At 62.7% G+C, this 20,773-nt stretch carries 15 protein-coding genes; 7 read left to right on the forward strand and 8 right to left on the reverse strand.

Annotation, left to right across the window (positions count from 1 at the left end; translation table 11 throughout):
* Positions 1-18: 18 nt before the first annotated feature.
* Entirely contained in the window at positions 19-1,116 is a 1,098-nt protein-coding gene (locus N2597_RS13970; protein WP_077991774.1) for a branched-chain amino acid ABC transporter substrate-binding protein, read from the reverse strand.
* A 239-nt stretch (positions 1,117-1,355) separates the two neighbouring features.
* Here N2597_RS13970 and N2597_RS13975 point away from each other — a divergent pair, with 239 nt between their 5' ends.
* Positions 1,356-1,676, forward strand: a complete 321-nt coding sequence (locus tag N2597_RS13975; protein ID WP_009995004.1) for an antibiotic biosynthesis monooxygenase family protein — start codon at positions 1,356-1,358, stop codon at positions 1,674-1,676.
* A gap of 15 nt (positions 1,677-1,691) precedes the next feature.
* On the opposite strand, the gene N2597_RS13980 is transcribed toward N2597_RS13975, so the two are convergent.
* The 4 genes from N2597_RS13980 to ypfJ all read right to left on the reverse strand — a co-directional run bounded on the left by N2597_RS13980 (position 1,692) and on the right by ypfJ (position 5,836).
* On the reverse strand, positions 1,692-3,095 hold the full coding sequence (locus N2597_RS13980; RefSeq protein WP_077991773.1) for an MATE family efflux transporter: 1,404 nt from the start codon (positions 3,093-3,095) through the stop codon (positions 1,692-1,694).
* A gap of 143 nt (positions 3,096-3,238) precedes the next feature.
* Positions 3,239-4,483: a TCR/Tet family MFS transporter gene (locus N2597_RS13985; RefSeq protein ID WP_183597157.1), complete on the reverse strand. Its 1,245-nt coding sequence runs from the start codon at positions 4,481-4,483 to the stop codon at positions 3,239-3,241.
* Positions 4,476-4,682, reverse strand: a complete 207-nt coding sequence (locus N2597_RS13990) for a hypothetical protein (RefSeq protein WP_183597155.1) — start codon at positions 4,680-4,682, stop codon at positions 4,476-4,478. The genes N2597_RS13985 and N2597_RS13990 overlap by 8 nt, the downstream gene beginning before the upstream one ends.
* 233 nt (positions 4,683-4,915) lie before the next feature.
* A complete protein-coding gene (gene ypfJ, locus N2597_RS13995; protein ID WP_039621158.1) occupies positions 4,916-5,836 on the reverse strand; it encodes a KPN_02809 family neutral zinc metallopeptidase in 921 nt (306 codons plus the stop codon).
* A gap of 484 nt (positions 5,837-6,320) precedes the next feature.
* On the opposite strand from ypfJ, the gene N2597_RS14000 reads away from it, so the two are divergent.
* Positions 6,321-7,349, forward strand: coding sequence for a zinc-dependent alcohol dehydrogenase family protein (locus N2597_RS14000; RefSeq protein WP_183597153.1), 1,029 nt, complete (start codon positions 6,321-6,323; stop codon positions 7,347-7,349).
* 170 nt (positions 7,350-7,519) lie between these two features.
* Positions 7,520-11,008 carry a carbamoyl-phosphate synthase large subunit gene (gene carB / locus N2597_RS14005; RefSeq protein ID WP_183597151.1) on the forward strand — a complete coding sequence of 1,163 codons (3,489 nt, stop codon included), beginning with the start codon at positions 7,520-7,522 and terminating at the stop codon, positions 11,006-11,008.
* A gap of 93 nt (positions 11,009-11,101) precedes the next feature.
* On the opposite strand, the gene N2597_RS14010 is transcribed toward carB, so the two are convergent.
* A complete protein-coding gene (locus tag N2597_RS14010; protein ID WP_183597149.1) occupies positions 11,102-12,571 on the reverse strand; it encodes a UdgX family uracil-DNA binding protein in 1,470 nt (489 codons plus the stop codon).
* Positions 12,571-13,803 (reverse strand): putative DNA modification/repair radical SAM protein, encoded by a 1,233-nt coding sequence (locus N2597_RS14015; protein ID WP_183597147.1) that lies wholly within the window; start codon positions 13,801-13,803, stop codon positions 12,571-12,573. Before N2597_RS14015 ends, N2597_RS14010 begins: the two co-directional genes overlap by 1 nt.
* Before the next feature lie 252 nt (positions 13,804-14,055).
* On the opposite strand from N2597_RS14015, the gene greA reads away from it, so the two are divergent.
* The gene (gene greA / locus N2597_RS14020; protein ID WP_017965278.1) at positions 14,056-14,532 is read left to right on the forward strand and encodes a transcription elongation factor GreA; all 477 of its coding nucleotides are present in this window, start codon (positions 14,056-14,058) and stop codon (positions 14,530-14,532) included.
* A 27-nt stretch (positions 14,533-14,559) separates the two neighbouring features.
* Positions 14,560-15,618, forward strand: coding sequence for a glycosyltransferase family 4 protein (locus N2597_RS14025; protein ID WP_096762361.1), 1,059 nt, complete (start codon positions 14,560-14,562; stop codon positions 15,616-15,618).
* A 367-nt stretch (positions 15,619-15,985) separates the two neighbouring features.
* Here the strand turns inward: N2597_RS14025 and N2597_RS14030 are convergent, their stop codons facing one another.
* Positions 15,986-17,320 carry a dicarboxylate/amino acid:cation symporter gene (locus tag N2597_RS14030; RefSeq protein ID WP_183597145.1) on the reverse strand — a complete coding sequence of 445 codons (1,335 nt, stop codon included), beginning with the start codon at positions 17,318-17,320 and terminating at the stop codon, positions 15,986-15,988.
* A 224-nt stretch (positions 17,321-17,544) separates the two neighbouring features.
* Between N2597_RS14030 and N2597_RS14035 the strand changes: the two genes are divergently transcribed.
* Together N2597_RS14035 and N2597_RS14040 are read left to right on the forward strand one after the other, a co-directional pair.
* A complete protein-coding gene (locus N2597_RS14035) occupies positions 17,545-19,419 on the forward strand; it encodes a sensor histidine kinase (RefSeq protein WP_077991760.1) in 1,875 nt (624 codons plus the stop codon).
* 4 nt (positions 19,420-19,423) lie between these two features.
* Positions 19,424-20,770 carry a sigma-54-dependent transcriptional regulator gene (locus N2597_RS14040; RefSeq protein WP_183597143.1) on the forward strand — a complete coding sequence of 449 codons (1,347 nt, stop codon included), beginning with the start codon at positions 19,424-19,426 and terminating at the stop codon, positions 20,768-20,770.
* The last annotated feature ends 3 nt before the right edge of the window (positions 20,771-20,773 follow it).

The following is a 20,773-nucleotide window of genomic DNA, read 5'->3' on the forward strand; positions in this document are numbered from 1 at the left end:
CACCCGGCCGGCGGTTGACTATTCCAGCGGCACGTATTCGCCACCCTTCCAGACATACCATATCCAGCTTTGAACGGTGAGGTCGCCCTTGTCGTCGAAATCGACCCGGCCCATTGCCGTTTCGAATTGATTACCTTGCATTGAGGCGATCACCTCTTGCGGCCCTAGAGAACCGGCCTTCTTCACCGCCTGCGACCAGACCTGGACGGCGGAGTAACTGAGCAGTGTGTAGCCTGCGGGCTCGAAATTCTCGGCACGGAAACGCTCGACGACTTGAGCCGCCTGAGGGACGCGCCGTGGGTCCGCGCTAAACGTGAAGAGCGTACCCTCGGCGGCAGATCCGGCGATCAGTGCAAAGTCCTCGCTCGCCATGCCATCGCCTGAGACGAGTTGAAGTGCGTAGGCGCGGTCTCGTGCAGCGCGAACCATAAGCGCGACCTCGGGCAAATATCCACCAACATACAACACGGCGATGCCGGCGCCCTGTAACGCCGAGATCTCGGCCGTATAGTCGTTCTTCCCAGGGGTGAAGGCCTCGTAGATCGCTTCGGTGACACCCCGCTTATTCAACTGCTTTCTGGTCTCGTCGGCGAGCCCCTTCCCATAGGTAGTGTTGTCGTGAAGGATCGCTATTTTCTTGTCACCCCAGCGATCGGCCAAATAGTTGCCGGCGACCACCCCCTGCGCGTCGTCGCGACCAATGACGCGGAAAACATTGGCACGACCTTGTTCGGTCAGCAGCGGATTGGTCGAACCCGGTGAAATCTGTAGAATTCCCGCGGCCTCGTACACCTTGGATGCCGGGATCGAGGCCTGGGAACAGTAATGCCCGACGACGAGCACCACACCGTCGGCCACCAGTTTCTGGGCGGCCGCCACAGCCTGCTCGGGATCGCAAAAGTCGTCGACCGTGATGAGTTGCACCTGCTGCCCGAGCACGCCGCCAGTCGCATTGATGTCGGCCACCGCCATCTCTGTGCCGCGCTGCATCTGCTCCCCAATCCAGGCGAGCGGTCCTGTGACCGGGCCCGCCGCTCCGATCAGGATCTCCGCCCGCGCCAGACTGCCAAGCGAAACGACGAGCGCGACGATAGCTGCAGTAATGCTGCTGCGCATGGTGTACCTCCTTCACAGCTTACGCCAATTTAGTCCCCGCCGACAGCCCCCGCGCAGGCGCAGATCTCTCCGCCTTTCTGCAGCGCACTTGCCTCTTATACAGTCACGGTGGAACGCGACGGCTTCAGGAAGCGGTCGCCCCGAAATTCCACTGACCGGACGTCTTCGCTTCCGTATTGACCTCAACCACACTTGAGGAATTACAAACGCCCGCAGACATCCGATGTAGGACAAAAGGGATGAGCGGAGCTTTCTATCGTGTCGATAAATTCGTCGTGCCGGCTGCGGCGCGCGAGGAATTTCTCGTCAAGGTGATGATGACCCACAAGCTGCTGGAGGCACAGGAGGGTTTCATCGATCACAGGGTACTGGAGCAGGTCGCCGGTCCCGGTGAATTCAATTTCGTCACCATTGCCGAATGGGAAAATACCGAGGTCGTCGAGCGTGCGCGGGCAGCCGTCGCCGCCGCCCACAAGGCCGCCAATTTCGATCCGCAGGAAATGTTTGCCCGTCTCGGCATTCGCGCCGATATCGCCGGCTACAAACCTGTCGCCGCTTAAGGCCGGACGGCTGGCTCAGGCGCCAGCCGGCGCGCCTTCCCGGCGAAGGAGAAGATAGAAGCGTGCGCAGAGCATGACGGCGGCAGCCGCCAGTCCGACGAGGAAGCCGAACCAGATGCCGATGCCGCCGAAGCCGAGCGGGAAGGCAAAGGCCCAGGCGAGGAGGAAGCCGATCGGCCAATAGGCTATCAGCGCCATGATCATCGGCACGCGCGCATCTTTCAGGCCGCGCAGCAATCCGTTAGCGATCACCTGCAGCCCGTCGACGAGCTGGAAAAGCCCGGCAACGACGATCAACGGCCCGGCATAGGCCAGCACTTGCGGCGCCTCCGGCGAGTTGACGTCGAGGAACCAGCTGCCTAGGAATTGCGGCATGGTGGCAAAGATCACCGAACCCACCGCCGAGATCGCGCAGGCAATGACAACAACCATGATCGAAGCGCGCACCAGCCCGTCATAATCGCCCTGCCCGTGCGCCACGCCGATGCGTACCGTCGCCGCCTGGCTGAGACCGAGCGGGATCATGAAGGCGATTGAAGCCCATTGCAGGGCGATGCCATGCGCGGCGAGTTCGATGGTGCCGATATAACCCATCAGAAGCGACGCGACCGTAAACAGACTGACCTCGGCAAGCACGGTGACGCTGATCGGGAAACCGAGGCGCAGGACCTCCAGCAGTGCGTGCCAGTCCGGCTTCCAAAACCGCACAAAGATCTCGTAGCGCCGCGTCTCTTCCCGCCGCTGGACAAAGACGAGGATGAAGAGGAAGCCCGCCGTCTGTACGACCACAGAGACGATCGCCGCACCCTCGAGCCCCATTGCTGGAAAGCCGAAATGGCCGAGCACGAGGGCGTAGGCGAAGATCGCATTCATCACCAGCGTGACGATGGTGACGTTGAGGATGATGCCCGCCTTGCCGATGGCGCTGACGAGGGCCCGCATCACGTTGAAGAGAAGGGCCGGCAGCACGCCGAATTGGCCAATCATGATATAGCCGTGGGCGAGCTTGGCCACCTCCGGCTTCTGCTGTGCAAAAAGCAGGATCTGTTCCGCATTGAAAAAGGCCGGTTGCGCGATGATCCAGAATCCGATCACCACCCAGAGCCCCATGCGCAGCGATCGGCGCACCGAGACGACGTCGCCGCGGCCATAGGCCTGCGCCACCATCGGAATGACGGCAATGGAAAAGCCCGAGCCGAAGATGAGGATCGTGAACAGGAACTGGGCCGACAGCACCATGGCCGCCAGTTGCTCGGCGCCAAGGCGGCCGATGATCATCACATCGGTGGTGTGGATGCCCAGCTGGGCGAGCTGGGCGCCGATCAGCGGAATGCCGAGCGCCAGCGTCGCACGGAAATGTGCGCCCCAACGGTTATCGTTTGTCGGCGCAAGGCTGCGCGCGTCGATCGACGTGTCCATGACACCAGTCCTGTGATTGAAATATGTGGTCGTCGCAACTTGCTGCGAAATATCATTCGGACTTAGATCAAAGCCCGGGCAAGAACCACCCCAAAACAAGCAGATGATGAAAAATTCATCATCGCATCACCATTTCTGATCAATCAGCCAGTGGCTTCCAGCGCGTCGACCGGCTCCCTCGCCCGAACCCGTGTGAGGAATACCCCGGCGGCCAGAAGGATGAGCACGGCGGCCGTGAGGTAAGGCGCGCCGGCAAAAGTGACGGGCGCCTCGGGCCTTGTGAAATAACCGAACATCTGCGTGAAGATCAGCGGGCCGACTATGGTGGTGATGCTGCTGAGGCTGGTCAGCGCACCCTGCAGCTCGCCCTGCGCCGACGGCGGCACCATGCCGGCGGCAATGCTGCGCAGCGGCGGATCGGCGACATTTTCGATGACGGTCGCGACGATAACGACGTAAACCACCCAGCCCTCCCAAGCGAAGGCATAGCCGGTCAGTCCTGCGGCGGAGAAGCAGAGGCCGAGAAGCGCCGTCTTCCATTCGCCGAGCAGAGGCACGACACGCGGCAGGACCAAGCCCATAACGAGCGCCGCACCGATGCCGTAAATGCCGAGCGACAGGCCGATCTGCCCCTCGCTCCAGCCATAGCGGTAGGTCGATACGAACGACCAGACGGAGGGATAGACGGCATGCGCCAGGAAAAACAGGAACATCACGAGGCTGACCCAGCCGATGCCGGGGTGATGGCGCATCTGGCGCAGCGCGCCGAGCGGATTGGCACGTTTCCACTCGAAGCGGCGGCGGTTCTTCGCTTCCAGCGTTTCCGGCAGCAGGAAGCAGGCGGCGATAAAATTGAGAAGCGACAAAGCGGCTGCGCCGAGGAACGGCACGCGCGGACCGAATTCCCCGAGGAAACCGCCGATGACGGGGCCGATGGTGAAGCCGACGCCGAAGGCGATGCCGATCAGCCCGAAATTCTTCGCCCGATCCTCCTCGGTGCTGATATCGGCGATATAGGCCGAGCATGTGGCGAAGCTGCCGCCGCTGATGCCTGCAAGCACGCGGCCGACGAACAGCATCCAGAAGCTGGTGGCGATGCCGCAGATGAAATTGTCGATCGCAAAGGTCAGCACCGACAATAAAAGGATCGGCCGGCGGCCGAAACGGTCGGACAGGTTACCGAGCAGCGGTGCGAACAGAAACTGCATGCCGGCATAGACGAGCATCAGCCAGCCGCCGTCGATTGCCGCATCGCTGACGCTGCCGCCGGTCAGCTGTTCCAGATAGGCCGGCAGCACCGGCATGATGATGGCGATGCCGATAATGTCGAGAAAGAGGATGATGAAGACCAGGAAAAGGCCGCGGCGAACGAATTTCGGGTCAAGCATGAGGCATCTCTACAGCGATTGTTTCTGAAAAGACGATCTCGTCGCCGCCCAAGTGACATAACTCAGAAAGGAAAACGAAACAATCCGTGAACATTTCAAAGTTTTTGATGAGCTGTACGGGAAATTTATGAAACCCCTCAACCGTCAGGCGCGGCGGGGTGGTCGGCAACCACCTGGCGGGGACGGCGTCCTTGCGCATCCCCACGCTCAGCCCGAAGGGCCCGAAGCGAAGGTCCTGCCGTGGGCCCTCTCATCCGACCCTTCGGGCCATCGACCGGGGGGTCGAGCCGCGGGTCTCAACCCCGTCCTTGAGACCCCCGCTGGGGAGAAGAGGGGATCGAGACGTTGCGGCAAGTCCCCTTCGCCCCAGCGGCGAGAAGGTGCTGGCAGGCGGATGAGGGGGCGACGCTCGCAAACCTTGGCTAAGCAACCTCAAACCGGCCCCGAGAACGTATCGCAGGCCGACAATTGCCCGCTGTCGAAGCCGCGCTTGAACCATCTGACGCGTTGTTGCGAGGTGCCGTGGTTAAAACTCTCGGGCACGACGTAACCTTGCGACCGCTTCTGCATCGTATCGTCACCGATCTGCTGGGCGGCATTCAGCGCCTCCTCGAGGTCGCCGGCCTCCAGAATGCCCTTCTGCTGGGTATATTTGCCCCAGATGCCGGCGAAGCAATCGGCCTGCAGCTCGACGCGCACCGACATCTCATTGGCCTGCTCCTCGCTCATGCGCCGGCGGGCCTCGTTGAACTTCGGCAGGATGCCGAGGAGGTTCTGCACGTGGTGGCCGACCTCGTGGGCGACGACATAGGCTTCGGCGAAATCGCCCGAAGCGCCGAACCGGTCGGAGAGTTCCTGGAAGAAATCCGTGTCGAGATAGACCTTGTGATCACCTGGGCAGTAGAACGGCCCGGTCGCGGCTGAGGCGAAGCCGCAGCCCGATTGCGTTTGTCCCGAGAAGAGCACAAGGCGCGGCTCCTCGTAATTCTGGCCCTGTGCCTGGAAGATGCCGTTCCATGTATCCTCGGTCTCTGCCAGAACGGTGCGCATAAAAGCGGTCATCTCGTCGTTGGCCGGCGTGCGTGTTCCTTCTGACTGGCTCTGTTCGTAGCCGGGGCCGCTCGATATGCCGCCGGTTTCGAGCACCTGCAGCAGGTCGACGCCCATCAGCTTGAAGATGAAATAGATCACGACGAGAAAGATGATCGTTCCGATGCTCAAGCCGCCGCCGGCGCGGCGAACGCCGCCACCGGAAGGAAAGTTGAAGCCGCCGCCGCGGCCGAACCCGCCGCTCCTCGGATTGCCGCGGCGATCTTCGATATTGTCGGACTGACGCCGGCCTCTCCATTCCATTTTCGTTCTCCCCGGCAATGCCCGTGCTTGCACTCAAGGAATTTATATAACCGCAGGCGGGAGGAATTCCAGCGGCTTCATCCGCATGCAAAACAAGCGGTTGAATGGCTCACTTTTTGCTCGAGCCGGGTTGCGCCGGTCCCTTTTGTCCGCCACTTCTGCCGGCACTGCCACGCGATTTGCCTACCCCCTGACGTGCCAGCTCCTTATCCACGGTCTCCCGCGAGCCTTCCGCCGGTTCCTTGTCTTTTGGATCTACCATCACAGCCTCCAGCTTCTCGACCGCAAACCTGAAGCACAGGATATTGTTCCCTGACGGAGCAAACGCAGTCGGCAGGCGTCTTCTGATCGTGACAGCCAGCAAACCCTGGTCGGCCGCAGCTATGCCCTGCGTCCCGTCACGAAAAGGAGATGCGTCAACCGCTTGACGCGGCTCCTGCTTTCGCTCTTCCTGAAGCAAGGGAGAACACGGGAGGAACTGCGAATGAAGGCCGTGCGTCTGCAAGCAATTGGACAGTTGCAACTCTGCGAAGTCGAAAAGCCAGCACCCGGCCCCGGCGAATTGCTGGTCCGCGTCGAAGCCTGCGGCATTTGCGGCACCGACCGCCATATCTTTCACGGCGAATTCCCATCGAAGGCGCCGGTGACGCTCGGACATGAATTCGCCGGGATCATCGAGACGATCGGGCCAGGCGTGACTGGTTTCCGCCCCGGCATGCGCGTGACCGGCGATCCGAACATATCTTGCGGCGGCTGCGAGGAATGCCGGCGCGGCCGCGTCAATCTCTGCCGGAACTTGCGGGCGATCGGCATTCACCGCGACGGCGGCTTCGCCGAATATGTCTGCATGCCTGAAAGCCAGGCCTTCGCTCTGCCGGCCGATCTCGATCCGCTCCACGGCGCCTTCTGCGAGCCGATTGCCTGCTGCATTCACGGCGTCGATCTCGCCGGGCTGAAAACCGGCTCGTCGGCCATCGTGCTCGGCGGTGGCGTCATCGGCCTGCTCACGCTTCAACTGGCGCGGCTTGCCGGTGCGACCCGTATCTTGCTGGTGACCCGCAGCGCCGAAAAGCGGCGGCTGGCCGAAAGCCTCGGCGCCACTACCACAGTCGATCCCGGGGATGGCGATCTCATTGCCCGCATCACCGCTGAGAACGGGCTGCTGCCCGGTGGCGCCGATGTCGTCTTCGAATGCGCCGGCGTGGCAGAGACCATGCAGCAGGCGCCTCGGCTTGCCCGGCGCGGCGGCACCGCCGTCATTCTCGGCGTCATGCCGCAGGGTGCCACGATCGAGATCGAGCCCTTCGACCTGCTGTTTCGCGAAGTCGCGCTGATAAGCTCCTTCGTCAACCCCTTCACCCATGCCCGCGCCGCCGATCTCGTCGCCTCTGGCAGGATCAAGGTCGAGCCGTTGATATCCAGGCGGATCGGGCTCGAGGAGGCCCCGGAAGCGATCACCAATCCGGCGCGCGGCGGCGAAATCCGCGTCCTTGTCGTACCCGGCGGTAAATAGGCTTTCGCGCGATCTCGGATTCCTGTCGATTCCGCGATTTATGGGGTTCCGTTTGCAAATACATTTGCCTATAAGCCGCTTCTAGCCTGAAAAGACCTCAATGCGCGACCCGACCCGGTGATCTCCCACCCTGGCCGGCTTTTTGCGCAGCCAGACAATGGATATCGCCCATGCCGAAGCGCCAAGACATCAAATCGATCCTCATCATCGGCGCGGGACCGATCGTCATTGGCCAGGCTTGCGAATTCGACTATTCCGGCACCCAGGCCTGCAAGGCGCTGAAGGAGGAAGGCTACCGCGTCATCCTCGTCAACTCCAACCCGGCGACGATCATGACCGATCCGGGCCTGGCCGACGCCACTTACGTCGAACCGATCACCCCCGAGGTCGTTGCCAAGATCATCGCCAAGGAGCGCCCGGACGCATTGCTGCCGACCATGGGCGGCCAGACGGCGCTGAATACCGCGCTGTCGCTGAAGCGCATGGGCGTGCTCGACCGCTATAATGTCGAGATGATCGGCGCCAAGCCGGCCGCCATCGACATGGCCGAGGACCGCGCGCTGTTTCGCGAGGCGATGGCCCGCATCGGCCTGGAAACGCCGCGCTCGATGCTGGCGAACGCCACCGACATCAAGGACCTCGACCGCAAGACGCATGAGGCCGAACGTAGCAAGCTGCGCGAGAGCCTCTCGGGCTCCGACCTCGACAAGGGGCTGGACGAGCTGGAAAACCAGTGGAACCTTGGCGAAAGCGACCGCAAGCAGCGTTACATGAACCATGCCATGGCGATCGCCGCCCAGGCGCTCGACCATGTCGGCCTGCCCGCCATCATCCGTCCGTCCTTCACGCTCGGCGGCACCGGCGGCGGCATCGCCTATAATCGTTCGGAATTCTTCGAGATCGTCGGCGGCGGCCTCGACGCCTCGCCGACCACCGAGGTGCTGATCGAAGAATCGGTGCTCGGCTGGAAGGAGTATGAGATGGAGGTCGTCCGCGACAAGGCGGACAACTGCATCATCATCTGCTCGATCGAGAATATCGATCCGATGGGCGTCCATACCGGCGATTCGATCACCGTCGCTCCGGCGCTGACGCTCACCGACAAGGAATACCAGATCATGCGCAACGCCTCGATCGCGGTGCTGCGCGAGATCGGGGTCGAGACCGGCGGCTCGAACGTCCAGTTCGCCGTCAACCCGAAAGACGGCCGCCTCGTCGTCATCGAAATGAACCCGCGTGTGTCGCGCTCTTCGGCGCTGGCCTCCAAGGCCACCGGCTTCCCGATCGCCAAGGTCGCTGCCAAGCTCGCCATCGGTTACACGCTCGACGAACTGGAAAACGACATCACCGGCGGCGCCACACCCGCCTCCTTCGAACCGTCGATCGATTATGTCGTCACCAAGATCCCGCGCTTCGCCTTCGAGAAATTCCCCGGCGCCTCGCCGGTGCTCACCACCGCGATGAAATCGGTCGGCGAAGTCATGGCGATCGGCCGCACCTTTGCCGAATCGCTGCAGAAGGCGCTGCGCGGCCTTGAGACCGGCCTGACCGGCCTCGACGAAATCGAAATCCCGGATTTCGAGGAAGGCGAATCCAGCCAGAACGCCATCCGCGCCGCCATCGGCACGCCGACGCCCGATCGCCTGCGCATGGTCGCCCAGGCGCTGCGCCAGGGTCTCAGCATCGAAGAGGTGCACGAGGGCTGCAAGATCGACCCCTGGTTCATCGCCGAGCTCAAGAACATCGTCGACATGGAGGCCCGCATCCGCGAGCACGGCCTGCCCGGCGATGCCGACAACCTGCGCATGCTGAAGGCGATGGGCTTCTCCGACGCGCGCCTGGCGACGCTGACCGGCAAGCGCCCGAAGGAAGTTGCCGAACTGCGCAACGGCCTGAACGTCCGCCCCGTTTTCAAGCGCATCGACACTTGCGCCGCCGAATTCGCTTCGCCGACCGCCTATATGTACTCGACCTATGAGACGCCCTTCGTCGGCGCCGCCCGCTCGGAAGCCCAAGTCTCCGACCGCAAGAAGGTCGTCATTCTCGGCGGCGGGCCGAACCGCATCGGCCAGGGCATCGAGTTCGACTATTGCTGCTGCCATGCCGCCTTCGCGCTGAAGGATGCAGGCTATGAAGCGATCATGATCAACTGCAACCCGGAAACCGTCTCGACCGACTACGACACGTCCGACCGTCTCTATTTCGAGCCGCTGACGGCGGAAGACGTGATCGAGATCCTGCGCGCCGAGCAGGAAAAGGGCGAAGTCGTCGGCGTCATCGTCCAGTTCGGCGGCCAGACGCCCCTGAAGCTTGCCGAGGCGCTGGAGAAGAACGGCATCCCGATCCTCGGCACCGCGCCCGATGCGATCGATCTCGCCGAAGACCGCGACCGCTTCCAGAAGCTGCTGATGAAGCTCGACCTCAACCAGCCGAACAACGGCATCGCCTATTCGGTCGAGCAGGCCCGCCTGGTCGCCGCCGAAATCGGCTTCCCGCTGGTCGTGCGCCCGTCCTACGTGCTCGGCGGCCGCGCCATGCAGATCCTGCATTCGGAAGGCCAGCTGCAGACCTACCTACTCGACACGGTTCCGGAACTGGTGCCCGAAGACATCAAGCAGCGTTATCCCAACGATAAGACCGGCCAGATCAACACCCTGCTCGGCAAGAACCCGCTGCTCTTCGACAGCTATCTCACCCACGCCATCGAAGTCGACGTCGACTGCCTCTCTGATGGTACCGACGTCTATGTCGCCGGCATCATGGAGCATATCGAGGAGGCCGGCATCCATTCCGGCGACAGCGCCTGCTCGCTGCCGCCGCGCTCGCTGCCCGTCGAACTGCTCGACGAGCTGGAGCGCCAGGCGAAAGCCATGGCGAAAGCGCTCAATGTCGGCGGACTGATGAACGTCCAGTTCGCCATCAAGGACGGCACCGTCTACGTGCTCGAAGTCAATCCCCGCGCCTCGCGCACCGTGCCCTTCGTCGCCAAGACGATCGGCGCGCCGATCGCCAAGATCGCCGCCCGCGTCATGGCCGGCGAGAAGCTCGATGCGACCTTCGCCGCCTACGGCACGAAGCCCGATCCGCGCAAGCTGACGCATATCGCCGTCAAGGAAGCCGTCTTCCCCTTCGCCCGTTTCCCCGGCGTCGACACGCTGCTTGGGCCCGAAATGCGCTCGACCGGTGAAGTCATCGGCCTCGACACCGATTTTGCGCTGGCCTTCGCCAAATCGCAGCTCGGCGCCGGCGTCGAACTGCCGCGTGACGGCACGGTCTTCGTCTCAGTGCGCGACGAGGACAAGCCGCGCGTGCTGTCGGCGATCCGCATTCTCGTCGAACAGGGCTTCAAGGTTTTGGCGACCGGCGGCACCGCCCGCTTCCTCGGCGAAAACGGCATCACCGCCACCAAGATCAACAAGGTTCTGGAAGGCCGCCCGCACATCGAGGACGCAATCCGCAACCGCCAGGTCCAGCTCGTCATCAACACCACCGACGGCAACAAGGCGATCTCGGACTCCAAGTCGCTGCGCCGCGCGACGCTGATGCAAAAGGTGCCCTATTACACGACGATGGCCGGCGCCGAAGCCGCCGCCCAGGCGATCAAGGCGCTGAAGGCCGGCAATCTCGAAGTCCGGCCGCTGCAGAGCTACTTCGGCTGAGATCAGAGCAATTCCAGCAAACCCGTGCCGCGGTTTTGCGTCCGGAATTGCGTAAAAGCAAAAGACAGAGTCACCGCTCGATGAGCGGTGACTTCATGCAGAATCCATATGTTTGGCTGACGTCATAAGCCGCTGAATTTCCAACATGTCCTCGCGAAAGCGCGCCATCTCCTCCGCCTTCAACCGCTCGTCGGGAATGCGCAGCAGATAGGACGGATGCACCGTCACGAAGAGCGTGCGTCCTCCCGCAATCGCCACTGCCTTTCCTCTGACGTCCTGCAGGCGGCCTTTCACATCAGTCAGCGCCGCAAGCGCCGTCGCCCCCATGGCGACGATCAGCTTCGGCTTGACGAGCGTTAGTTCCAGATCGAGCCACCAGCGGCAATGCTTCACCTCACCCATAGTGGGCTTCTGGTGGATGCGCCGCTTGCCGCGCGGCTCGTATTTGAAATGCTTGACGGCATTGGTGACGTAGAGCGTCGATCGGTCGATGCCCGCCTCCGCAATCACCTGATCGAAAAGCCTGCCCGCAGGGCCGACAAAAGGGCGCCCTGCAATATCCTCCTGATCGCCCGGCTGCTCGCCGACGAACATGACATCCGCATCGCGTGGCCCCTCCCCGAAGACCGTCTGCGTCGCATTGGCGTGAAGCGGACAGCGGGTGCAGACGGCAGCCTCGGCGCGCAGTGCTTCCAGTGTGCCTGCCGGAAGCTCGGGCTCGGCGGAAAGATTGCGCGCAGCCTGCTGCAGCCGGTCGTGAAAAGGCAAAGATTGTGTTGCCTCCCTTGCCGCCATCTCCCGCACCTTGCTTTCGGCCGATGCAATCAAGCCGGGAATAAGATCGGCCTCCGGCAGGTTCTTCCAGTATTTCTTCGGCATTTCCGCCTGCATCGCCTTTACCTTCAACCGGGCCGGATTGAAGATGTTGGTGTAATAGGTGCGCCAGAGCTCATCGGTTACGTCGGTAAGGTTGGGCTTCTCGCAGGCTTCGTCGCTAATCGTCAGCCGCTCGCCGTCCCAGGCGGCCGACCCCTTGGGCGTGGCGATCAACCAGTCCATGTCGGTGAAACGCCGTTGGAAGAAGGGTGCCGTGCGCCGGACGATGTGGTGGTCCGGCTCGAACCAGGCGATGAATTTCCGGCGGCCTGCCGATACCGCGCCGACCTCCTTGAAGCGGACGAAGGCCGTCATCTTGTGCGCATCGCGATGCACGTTTTTCGCCATCAGCCTGGCGCGTACGACATCTTCGTCGGAGGTCACCTCGAGCAGCTGCCGGTCCAGCTGCAGCCGCCAGAGCAGGCGGTAAAGCAGCGAGAAGCGCGCTGGATCGGAGTGACAGAGAACTGTTTCTGCAAGCTCGATGAAGGCGGGCGGCACCGTCATCGGCTTGCGTGATGCTGCTGGCGCCGGCGGCATGGCGTCGCGTTGGAACGAAAGATCCGCCTCCGCGCTTCTTTCGCGCCAGTCGATCTCCTCAGGCACTATGCCGGCCGCCGCCAAGGCACGTGCGGCATCGCGCCATTCGCCAAGCTCACCTCGTCCTGCAAGCACGACCCGGCGCATCACAGCAACGACAATTGTTGAGGCTGCGGCTCGAACATGGCGCGAAGGTCCGGCCTATCGATCAGCCGGCGGGGCGACCAACCTTCCGCCGAGATGAAGGATCGGACCTTCTTGATCGAAACGCCGAGCCGAGAGAGATCGTCGAGCCGCAGGCGGCGAAAGCGGCGCGCCGAAACGATCGCCTTGACGGTCTTGGTGCCGAGACCGGGCACGCGCAGCAACCGTTCACGCTCGGCCTTGTTGATATCGACCGGAAATTCGCCTCGGTTGGCAAGCGCCCAGGCAAGTTTGGGGTCGAGGTTGAGATCGAGCATGCCGCCCGCCTGATTGGCGGTGATCTCGTCGATGCCGAAACCGTAGAAGCGGTAAAGCCAGTCTGCCTGGTAGAGCCGGTGCTCGCGCATCAGCGGCGGCTTGATCAGAGGCAGGTTTTTCGACGAATCCGGGATCGGGCTGAAGGCGGAATAATAGACGCGCTTGAGGCCGTAGCTGCTGTAAAGCCGGCCGCTGGTCGCAAGGATGGTCGCGTCACTCGCGCCGTCGGCGCCGACGATCATCTGCGTGCTCTGGCCGGCCGGGACGAAACGCTGGCGTTTCTTGCTTTTCAGCGTAGGTTCGCCGGCGGCCTCGATCTTCAGCCTGAGGTCAGCCATCGATCGCCGGATATTGGCGGGCTTCTTATCCGGCGCGAAGCGGCTGATGCCGTTATCCGTCGGCAGCTCGATATTGAGCGACAGCCTGTCGGCATAAAGCCCCGCCTCCTCGATCAGCCGCGGCGACGCCTCGGGGATCGACTTCAGATGGATGTAGCCACGAAAATTATGGGTCACCCGCAATTCGCGGACGATGCGGACCATTTGTTCCATCGTGTAATCGGACGAACGAATGATGCCGGAGGAAAGGAAGAGGCCTTCGATATAGTTACGGCGATAGAATTCCAGCGTCAGCCAGATTACCTCTTCGGGTGTAAAACGCGCCCGTTCGACATTGCTCGACGAACGATTGACGCAATAGGCGCAGTCGTAGATGCAGAAATTGGTCAGCAGGATCTTCAGGAGCGAAATGCATCGACCATCCGGCGCATAGGCATGGCAGATTCCGGATCCCTCGGTTGAGCCGAGCCCGCCGCTTGTGCTCGAATCGCGTTTCACCGTGCCGCTGGAGGCGCAGGAAGCGTCATATTTCGCGGCATCGGACAGGATGGCCAAACGTTCGGCAAGCGACTTCTTCATCCCGATGTTCACTATATGTTCTAATATAAGAAGTCAATCCGGGGCCATCCCATCACTGCCCGATTTTCGGGCGCATCAGCTCATATCGCGGGGGTTGCGTTGCGTTTATGCGAATTTTCTGGAAATCGGCCTTGGCGATCTGCTATAAGCGCTTAACTAGGATTGTGGCACGGTTCCGAAGCTCCCCTTCGGGACCTGTTTTCTTTTGTGTTTGCGCCTGACGTGCCGATACAAGGAGTGAAGGACAGAAAAATGGTTGAAAAGGTACCGATGACACAGGGTGGTTTCGTCAAGCTGCAGGAAGAACTGCGCTGGCGTCAGCAGGAGGAGCGCCCGCGAATCATCGAGGCGATCGCCGAAGCCCGTGCCCATGGCGACCTTTCCGAAAACGCCGAATATCACGCTGCCAAGGAAGCCCAGAGCCACAATGAAGGCCGCATCAGCGAGCTTGAAGACCTGACGGCGCGCGCCGAGGTCATCGACCTCACGAAGATGTCGGGCGACAAGATCAAGTTCGGCGCCAAGGTGAAGCTCGTCGACGAGGACACCGAGGAAGAAAAGACCTACCAGATCGTCGGCGACCAGGAAGCCGACGTCAAGGCCGGCCGCATCTCCATCTCCTCCCCGATCGCCCGTGCGCTGATCGGCAAGGAAGTCGGCGATTCCATCGAGGTCAACGCGCCCGGTGGCTCCAAGGCCTACGAAATCCTCCAGGTTTCCTGGGGCTGATCGCCCGCCGCAGACGAGACCCATCCCTTGCCTGATATGCGTGACGTCGAGATCATCGCGCCCAATTTCAAGCGCCGCCTCTCCGGCGTCACGTCGACCATCGTCCAGCTGATTCCATGCCAGATCCGGCTCGGTACCAGGATCGCGACCCTCGGCCCCGGTCTGCCGGAAGGCCTGCCGAAACTGAAATGGTCACAGCTCCCTAATCTGTGGCGCAGGCCGGCGCGCCGGCGCCAGCGCGTCTGGCACGCCCGCCGCAACAATGAGATGGCCGTCGGCATCCTGCTTCGCCATCTCCTGCGCATGCCGCTGAAGCTCATCTTCACCTCCGCCGCGCAGCGTCGCCACACCGCCTACACGAAATGGCTGATCCGCCGCATGGATGCGGTGATCGCAACCAGCGATCGCTCCGGCTCCTTTCTCGAGGTGCCGCATACGGTCATCCAGCACGGCGTCGATCTGTCCCTGTTCCACCCGCCGGAAACAGCGGAGGACGCCATTGCCGCGACCGGTCTGCCCGGCCGCTACCTTGTCGGCTGCTTCGGTCGTGTGCGCCATCAGAAGGGCACCGATCTCTTCGTCAAGGCGATGATCGAACTCTTGCCGCAGCACCCCGAATGGACGGCCGTCGTCTCCGGCCGGGTGACGGCGGAGCACGTGGGCTTCGGCGACAAGCTCAAGGCCGATGTCGCTGCCGCCGGGCTCGCCGATCGCATCCTCTTCCTCGGCGAAGTGCCCGATATCAAGGTCTGGTATCGCCGCCTGACGCTCTATGTCGCCCCCTCCCGCAACGAGGGCTTCGGCCTGACGCCGCTCGAAGCCATGGCTTCGCGAACGGCGGTGGTGGCATCGAATGCCGGCGCTTATGCCGAACTCATCGTCAATGGCGAGACCGGCTCGGTCGTTGCCGCCGGCGACGGTGAGGCGCTGACGCGGGCAATCGCTCCCTATATCGCAGATCCGGCGCTGGCGATCGCCCATGGCGAGAATGCGCTGCGCCATGTCCGGGAAAATTTTGCGCTGGAGAAGGAAGCAACCGCGATCGGCGCCCTTTACGACCGCCTTCTCGGCGGCAATCGCGGCTGACGCGGAACGGGAAACGGTCCGCTGAAGCATGCTGCATCTGGTTATCAGACGTTTCTCAGCAAGCAGTCTAAAATCGTCGCCCTAAGAGATCGCCGCCTGCGCCTCATCCGGCTGCCGCCCCTTCTCCCCGTAATACGGGGCGAAGGGGGATAGATGCGACCTCGCCGTCCCTCTCCACCTCTCGCAGGGCACGTCCCCTCGCCCCGTTTTACGGGGAGAGGGCTATGGTGAGGGGCAACCATTCGCGGCAACCGAACAGGCGTGGCACAAGGCCGAGGATGACGATGAGTAGAGAACGAGCTTAATCAATAAGCAAACGACCCGTTGGATCACGGGCCGCTGCAAGATTATCGACGATCGGGCGGGTTTATTCGGCCGGCTGAAGTCCGCCTGCAGGAGCGCCCTCTTCTGTCTGGCCGCCGAGCGCTGCGGCAAGCTGCACCGTATCCAGCTCATTTTCCCAGCGCGCCACGACGATCGTCGCCACCGCATTGCCGACGAGGTTGGTCAGCGCCCGGCATTCCGACATGAAGCGGTCGATGCCGAGGATGAGCGCCATGCCGGCGACCGGCACGGAAGGCACGACGGAAAGCGTGGCGGCAAGGGTGATGAAGCCGGCGCCGGTGATACCTGCGGCACCCTTGGAGCTCAGCATCGCCACCAGCAGCAGCAGGATCTGGTCGCCCCAGGAGAGCTGGATGCCGGTTGCCTGGGCGATGAAAAGCGCCGCCAGCGTCATGTAGATGTTGGTGCCGTCGAGATTGAAGGAATAGCCTGTGGGGATGACGAGGCCGACGACCGAGCGCTTGCAGCCGGCCTTTTCCATCTTGTTCATCAGGCCCGGAAGCGCGGCCTCAGAAGACGAGGTTCCGAGCACCAGCAGCAGCTCTTCCTTGATGTAACGCAGCAGCGCCAGGATCGAGAAGCCGTTATAGCGGGCGACGGCGCCGAGCACGACGAGAACGAAGAGCAGCGAGGTGATGTAGAAGGTGCCGATCAGCATGGCGAGATTGGCGATCGAACCGATGCCGTACTTGCCGATGGTGAAGGCCATGGCGCCGAAGGCGCCGATCGGGGCGGCCTTCATCAGGATGGCGACCAGCTTGAAGATCGGAGCCGTCAGGGCGTTGAGGATGTTGATGACCGGTTCGCCCTTTTCGCCGACCATGGCGAGCGCGATGCCGAAGAGCACCGAGAAGAACAGCACCTGCAGGATGTCGCCGTCGGCAAAGGCGCCGACGATCGTCGTCGGGATGATATTCGTGAGGAAGCCGACAACGCTCTGCTCATGCGCCTTCGTGGCAAAGGTGGCGACGGCGGCGGGATCCAGCGAAGCCGGATCGATGTTCATGCCGGCGCCTGGCTGGACGACATTGGCGACGACCATGCCGATGACGAGCGCCAGCGTCGAGAAGGTCAGGAAGTACAGCATCGCCTTGCCGGCAACGCGGCCGACCTTCTTCAGGTCGCTCATGCCGGCAATGCCGGTCGCCACCGTCAGGAAGATGACCGGAGCGATCACCATCTTCACGAGCTTGATGAAGGCATCGCCGAGCGGCTTCAGCTGGGTGCCGAGTTCGGGATAGAAATGGCCGAGCAGGATGCCTGCGGCGATAGCCGCGAGAACCTGCACGTAGAGATGGGAGTAGAAGGGCTTCTTGCCCTTGCTGTCGGCGACTGCATCGAGTGGTGCTGCGATCATGATGTCCTCCTAAAGGCTCGTCCGGAACGAACTCCGGCCTCCCGAGCCGTTCGCTTCAATCCAACAGCTCAGCCGTTGTTGCGCTGTTCTTCGCAATCGCCGTGCCAGTTTCGCGCCATCCGCCTAAATCATTGTATTTATGGCAATAAATTTCCTGGCGGGCCAGCCGCCTAACCCGCCAATGCGAAAACCCACACAAATCCATTTGCGTCTCGTGCGGAAAAATGCACAAATCCGCCATGTCCTTGTCAGTCTCGCAAAGGCTTTGGCCCTCTCTGCCCTTGCACCACCGCATTCGCCGGATGTGGTGGGCCTATGCGGTACTCGCTCTCTCAGCCGTCGCCGCAAGTCTCTTGGTGAGCGGCGAGGTCGGCCGGCGCCGGGCGGAAGCGGCCCTGGAGGAACAGGCCCGCACCGATGCGAGGATGAACGTGGCGCTGCTGCGCACCGTCCTCGAAAAATACCGGGCGCTGCCCTTCGTGCTGTCGCAAGATACCGCGCTCGCCGCGGCCCTGGCGGGACGCGACGCCGGCACGTTCGAGCAGTTGAGCCGGAAGCTTGAGACACTGGCCGCCGGTACGAAGGCTGCCGTCATCTATGTCATCGACAAGGATGGCATCGCGGTTTCGGCCAGCAACTGGCGCGAACCGACGAGCTTCGTCGGCAGCAACTATCGCTTCCGCGAGTATTTTCAGGGCGCCGTCGCTCAAGGGCAGGCCGAGCATTTCGCGCTCGGCACCGTCAGCAAGAAGCCCGGTCTTTATATTTCCGAGCGGATATCAGGCAGCGACGGTCTCCTGGGCGTCGTCGTCGTCAAGGTCGAATTCGACGATGTCGAGGCGGATTGGAATGCCTCGGGCGCCCCGTCCTACGTCATCGACGATCGCGGCATCGTCCTCATCACCAGCATTCCCTCCTGGCGGTTCATGACGATCGGCCGCATTGCCGAGGATCGGCTGACCGCGATCCGCGAGAGCCTTCAATTCGGTGACGCGCCGCTTCAGCCGTTGCCGCTCGATATCATCAGGCACCTTGGCGACGGGCTTGCTGTCGTTGAGATCGTCACGCCCGGCGGCGCCGGTAAGACCAGCTTTCTCAATGTCGGGATGCCTATCCCTGCGACCGGCTGGCACCTGCAGCATCTTGTTGCATTGGGACCGTCCGTCGATGCGGCGGTCCGCGAAACGCGCATGCTGGCGCTGCTCTTGCTTTTGCCGCTCCTGGCGGGCGCAGCCTTCCTCTTGCGCCGTCGCCAGACGATCACGCTGAGGATTTTCAGGGAGCAGCAGGCGCGCGAAGAACTGGAACAACGCGTGGCTGAGCGGACGCTGGATCTCAGCCAGGCGCGGGATCGGCTGCAGGCCGAGATCGCCGGTCATCGCAGCACCGAGCAGAAGCTCCAGGCGGTGCAGCAGGACCTGGTGCAGGCAAACCGGCTGGCGATCCTCGGCCAGGTTGCCGCCGGCGTCGCCCATGAGATCAACCAGCCGGTGGCGACCATCCGCGCCTATGCGGACAATGCCCGCACCTTCCTCGACCGCGGCCAGACGGCACCCGCCGGTGAAAATCTTCAGAACATCGCCGCACTGACGGAACGCATCGGCTCGATCACCGAGGAGCTGAAGACCTTCGCCCGCAAGGGCCGCGGCAGCGCCGAGCCGACAGGCTTGAAGGACGTCATCGAGGGGGCGGTGATGCTGTTGCGCAGCCGCTTTGCCGGCCGCATGGATACGCTCGACATCGCGCTGCCGCCGGCCGAGCTGCAGGTCATGGGCAGCAGGATCCGCCTCGAGCAGGTGCTGATCAACCTGCTTCAGAACGCGCTGGAGGCCGTAGCGCCGAAGGCCGAAGAGGGGCGCGTCGAGGTCAGGACATCGGCCGATGCGGAGACGGTGACGCTGACGGTTGCCGACAACGGCCCCGGCATTTCGCCCGAAATCCGCAAAGGCCTGTTCACGCCGTTCAACACCTCGAAGGAAAAAGGTCTCGGTCTCGGGCTCGTCATCTCCAAGGACATCGTCGGCGATTACGGCGGCCGGATGGAAGTTGAGAGCGATGGCGAGGGAAGCCGGTTCATCGTTCATCTGAGGAAGGCTTGAGATCATGGACATGGCCATACCCGTTGCTTTGATCGACGATGACGGCGATCTGCGCCGCGCCACGGCCCAGACGCTGGAGCTCGCCGGCTTCTTCGTTTCCGCCTATGACGGTGCCAAAGCAGCGCTGGCCGACCTGCCGGCCGACTTCGCCGGCCCCGTCGTCACCGATATCCGCATGCCCGAGATCGACGGGCTGCAGCTGTTCGCCACGCTCAAAGACCTGGATGCCGACCTGCCCGTCATCCTGATGACTGGCCACGGCGATATCCCGATGGCCGTCCAGGCCATCCAGGACGGCGCCTATGATTTCATCGCCAAACCCTTCCCGGCCAACCGGCTCGTCCAGAGCGTGCGCCGCGCCAGCGAAAAACGTCGGCTCGTTCTGGAAAACCGCATGCTGCGCAAGGCTGCCGACGACGCGCAGGAGACTTTGCCGCTGATCGGCCAGACGCCCGTCATGGACAATCTCAGGAAGATCCTTCGCCACATCGCCGATACCGATGTCGACGTGCTGGTCGCCGGCGAAACCGGCAGCGGCAAGGAAGTGGTCGCCCAGATCCTGCATCAGTGGAGCCATCGCCGGAAGGGCAATTTCGTGGCGCTGAACTGCGGGGCGCTGCCCGAAACCGTCATCGAAAGCGAGCTGTTCGGTCACGAGGCCGGCGCCTTTACCGGCGCCCAGAAGCGCCGCACCGGCCGCATCGAACATGCAAGCGGCGGCACGCTTTTCCTCGACGAGATCGAGAGCATGCCTGTCGCCACGCAGGTCAAGATGCTGAGGGTGCTGGAGATGCGCGAAATCACCCCGCTCGGCACCAACGAGGTGCGCCCGGTCGACCTGCGCGTCGTCGCGGCCGCCAAGATCGATCTCGGAGATCCCGAGGTGCGGGGCGATTTTCGCGAGGACCTCTATTACAGGCTGAATGTCGTGACGATCTCCATTCCGCCGCTCAGAGAGCGCCGTGAGGATATTCCGCTGCTGTTCTCCCATTTCGCCGCGCGCGCCGCCGAGCGCTTCCGCCGCGACGTGCCGGAACTTTCAGAGAATGTCCGCCATCATCTTGCCACCCATGTATGGCCGGGCAATGTCCGCGAGCTCTCCCATTATGCCGAACGCGTGGTGCTGGGCGTCGAAGGCGGCGCAGCAGCGCCCCTTCCCCCGCAGCCGGCGGGCGGCACGCTGCCCGAGCGGCTGGAACGCTACGAGGCCGAGATCATCCGCGATGCGCTCGCGAGCAATGACGGCGACGTGCGCCGCACCATCGAGGCGCTCGGCATCCCGAGAAAGACGTTTTACGACAAGCTCCAGCGGCACGGCATCAACCGCGGCGGCTATGCCTCGCGTAAATAAGCT

This window comes from Rhizobium sophoriradicis (genome assembly GCF_025200795.1).
GTDB lineage: Bacteria > Pseudomonadota > Alphaproteobacteria > Rhizobiales > Rhizobiaceae > Rhizobium > Rhizobium sophoriradicis.

Bases quoted from the DNA above. Each gene is read 5' to 3' on its own strand.
- N2597_RS13970 (WP_077991774.1), bottom strand. From the start codon at position 1,116: ATGCGCAGCAGCATTACTGCAGCTATCGTCGCGCTCGTCGTTTCGCTT.
- N2597_RS13975 (WP_009995004.1), top strand. From the start codon at position 1,356: ATGAGCGGAGCTTTCTATCGTGTCGATAAATTCGTCGTGCCGGCTGCG.
- N2597_RS13980 (WP_077991773.1), bottom strand. From the start codon at position 3,095: ATGGACACGTCGATCGACGCGCGCAGCCTTGCGCCGACAAACGATAAC.
- N2597_RS13985 (WP_183597157.1), bottom strand. From the start codon at position 4,483: ATGCTTGACCCGAAATTCGTTCGCCGCGGCCTTTTCCTGGTCTTCATC.
- N2597_RS13990 (WP_183597155.1), bottom strand. From the start codon at position 4,682: ATGCGCAAGGACGCCGTCCCCGCCAGGTGGTTGCCGACCACCCCGCCG.
- ypfJ (WP_039621158.1), bottom strand. From the start codon at position 5,836: ATGGAATGGAGAGGCCGGCGTCAGTCCGACAATATCGAAGATCGCCGC.
- N2597_RS14000 (WP_183597153.1), top strand. From the start codon at position 6,321: ATGAAGGCCGTGCGTCTGCAAGCAATTGGACAGTTGCAACTCTGCGAA.
- carB (WP_183597151.1), top strand. From the start codon at position 7,520: ATGCCGAAGCGCCAAGACATCAAATCGATCCTCATCATCGGCGCGGGA.
- N2597_RS14010 (WP_183597149.1), bottom strand. From the start codon at position 12,571: ATGCGCCGGGTCGTGCTTGCAGGACGAGGTGAGCTTGGCGAATGGCGC.
- N2597_RS14015 (WP_183597147.1), bottom strand. From the start codon at position 13,803: ATGAAGAAGTCGCTTGCCGAACGTTTGGCCATCCTGTCCGATGCCGCG.
- greA (WP_017965278.1), top strand. From the start codon at position 14,056: ATGGTTGAAAAGGTACCGATGACACAGGGTGGTTTCGTCAAGCTGCAG.
- N2597_RS14030 (WP_183597145.1), bottom strand. From the start codon at position 17,320: ATGATCGCAGCACCACTCGATGCAGTCGCCGACAGCAAGGGCAAGAAG.
- N2597_RS14035 (WP_077991760.1), top strand. From the start codon at position 17,545: ATGCACAAATCCGCCATGTCCTTGTCAGTCTCGCAAAGGCTTTGGCCC.
- N2597_RS14040 (WP_183597143.1), top strand. From the start codon at position 19,424: ATGGACATGGCCATACCCGTTGCTTTGATCGACGATGACGGCGATCTG.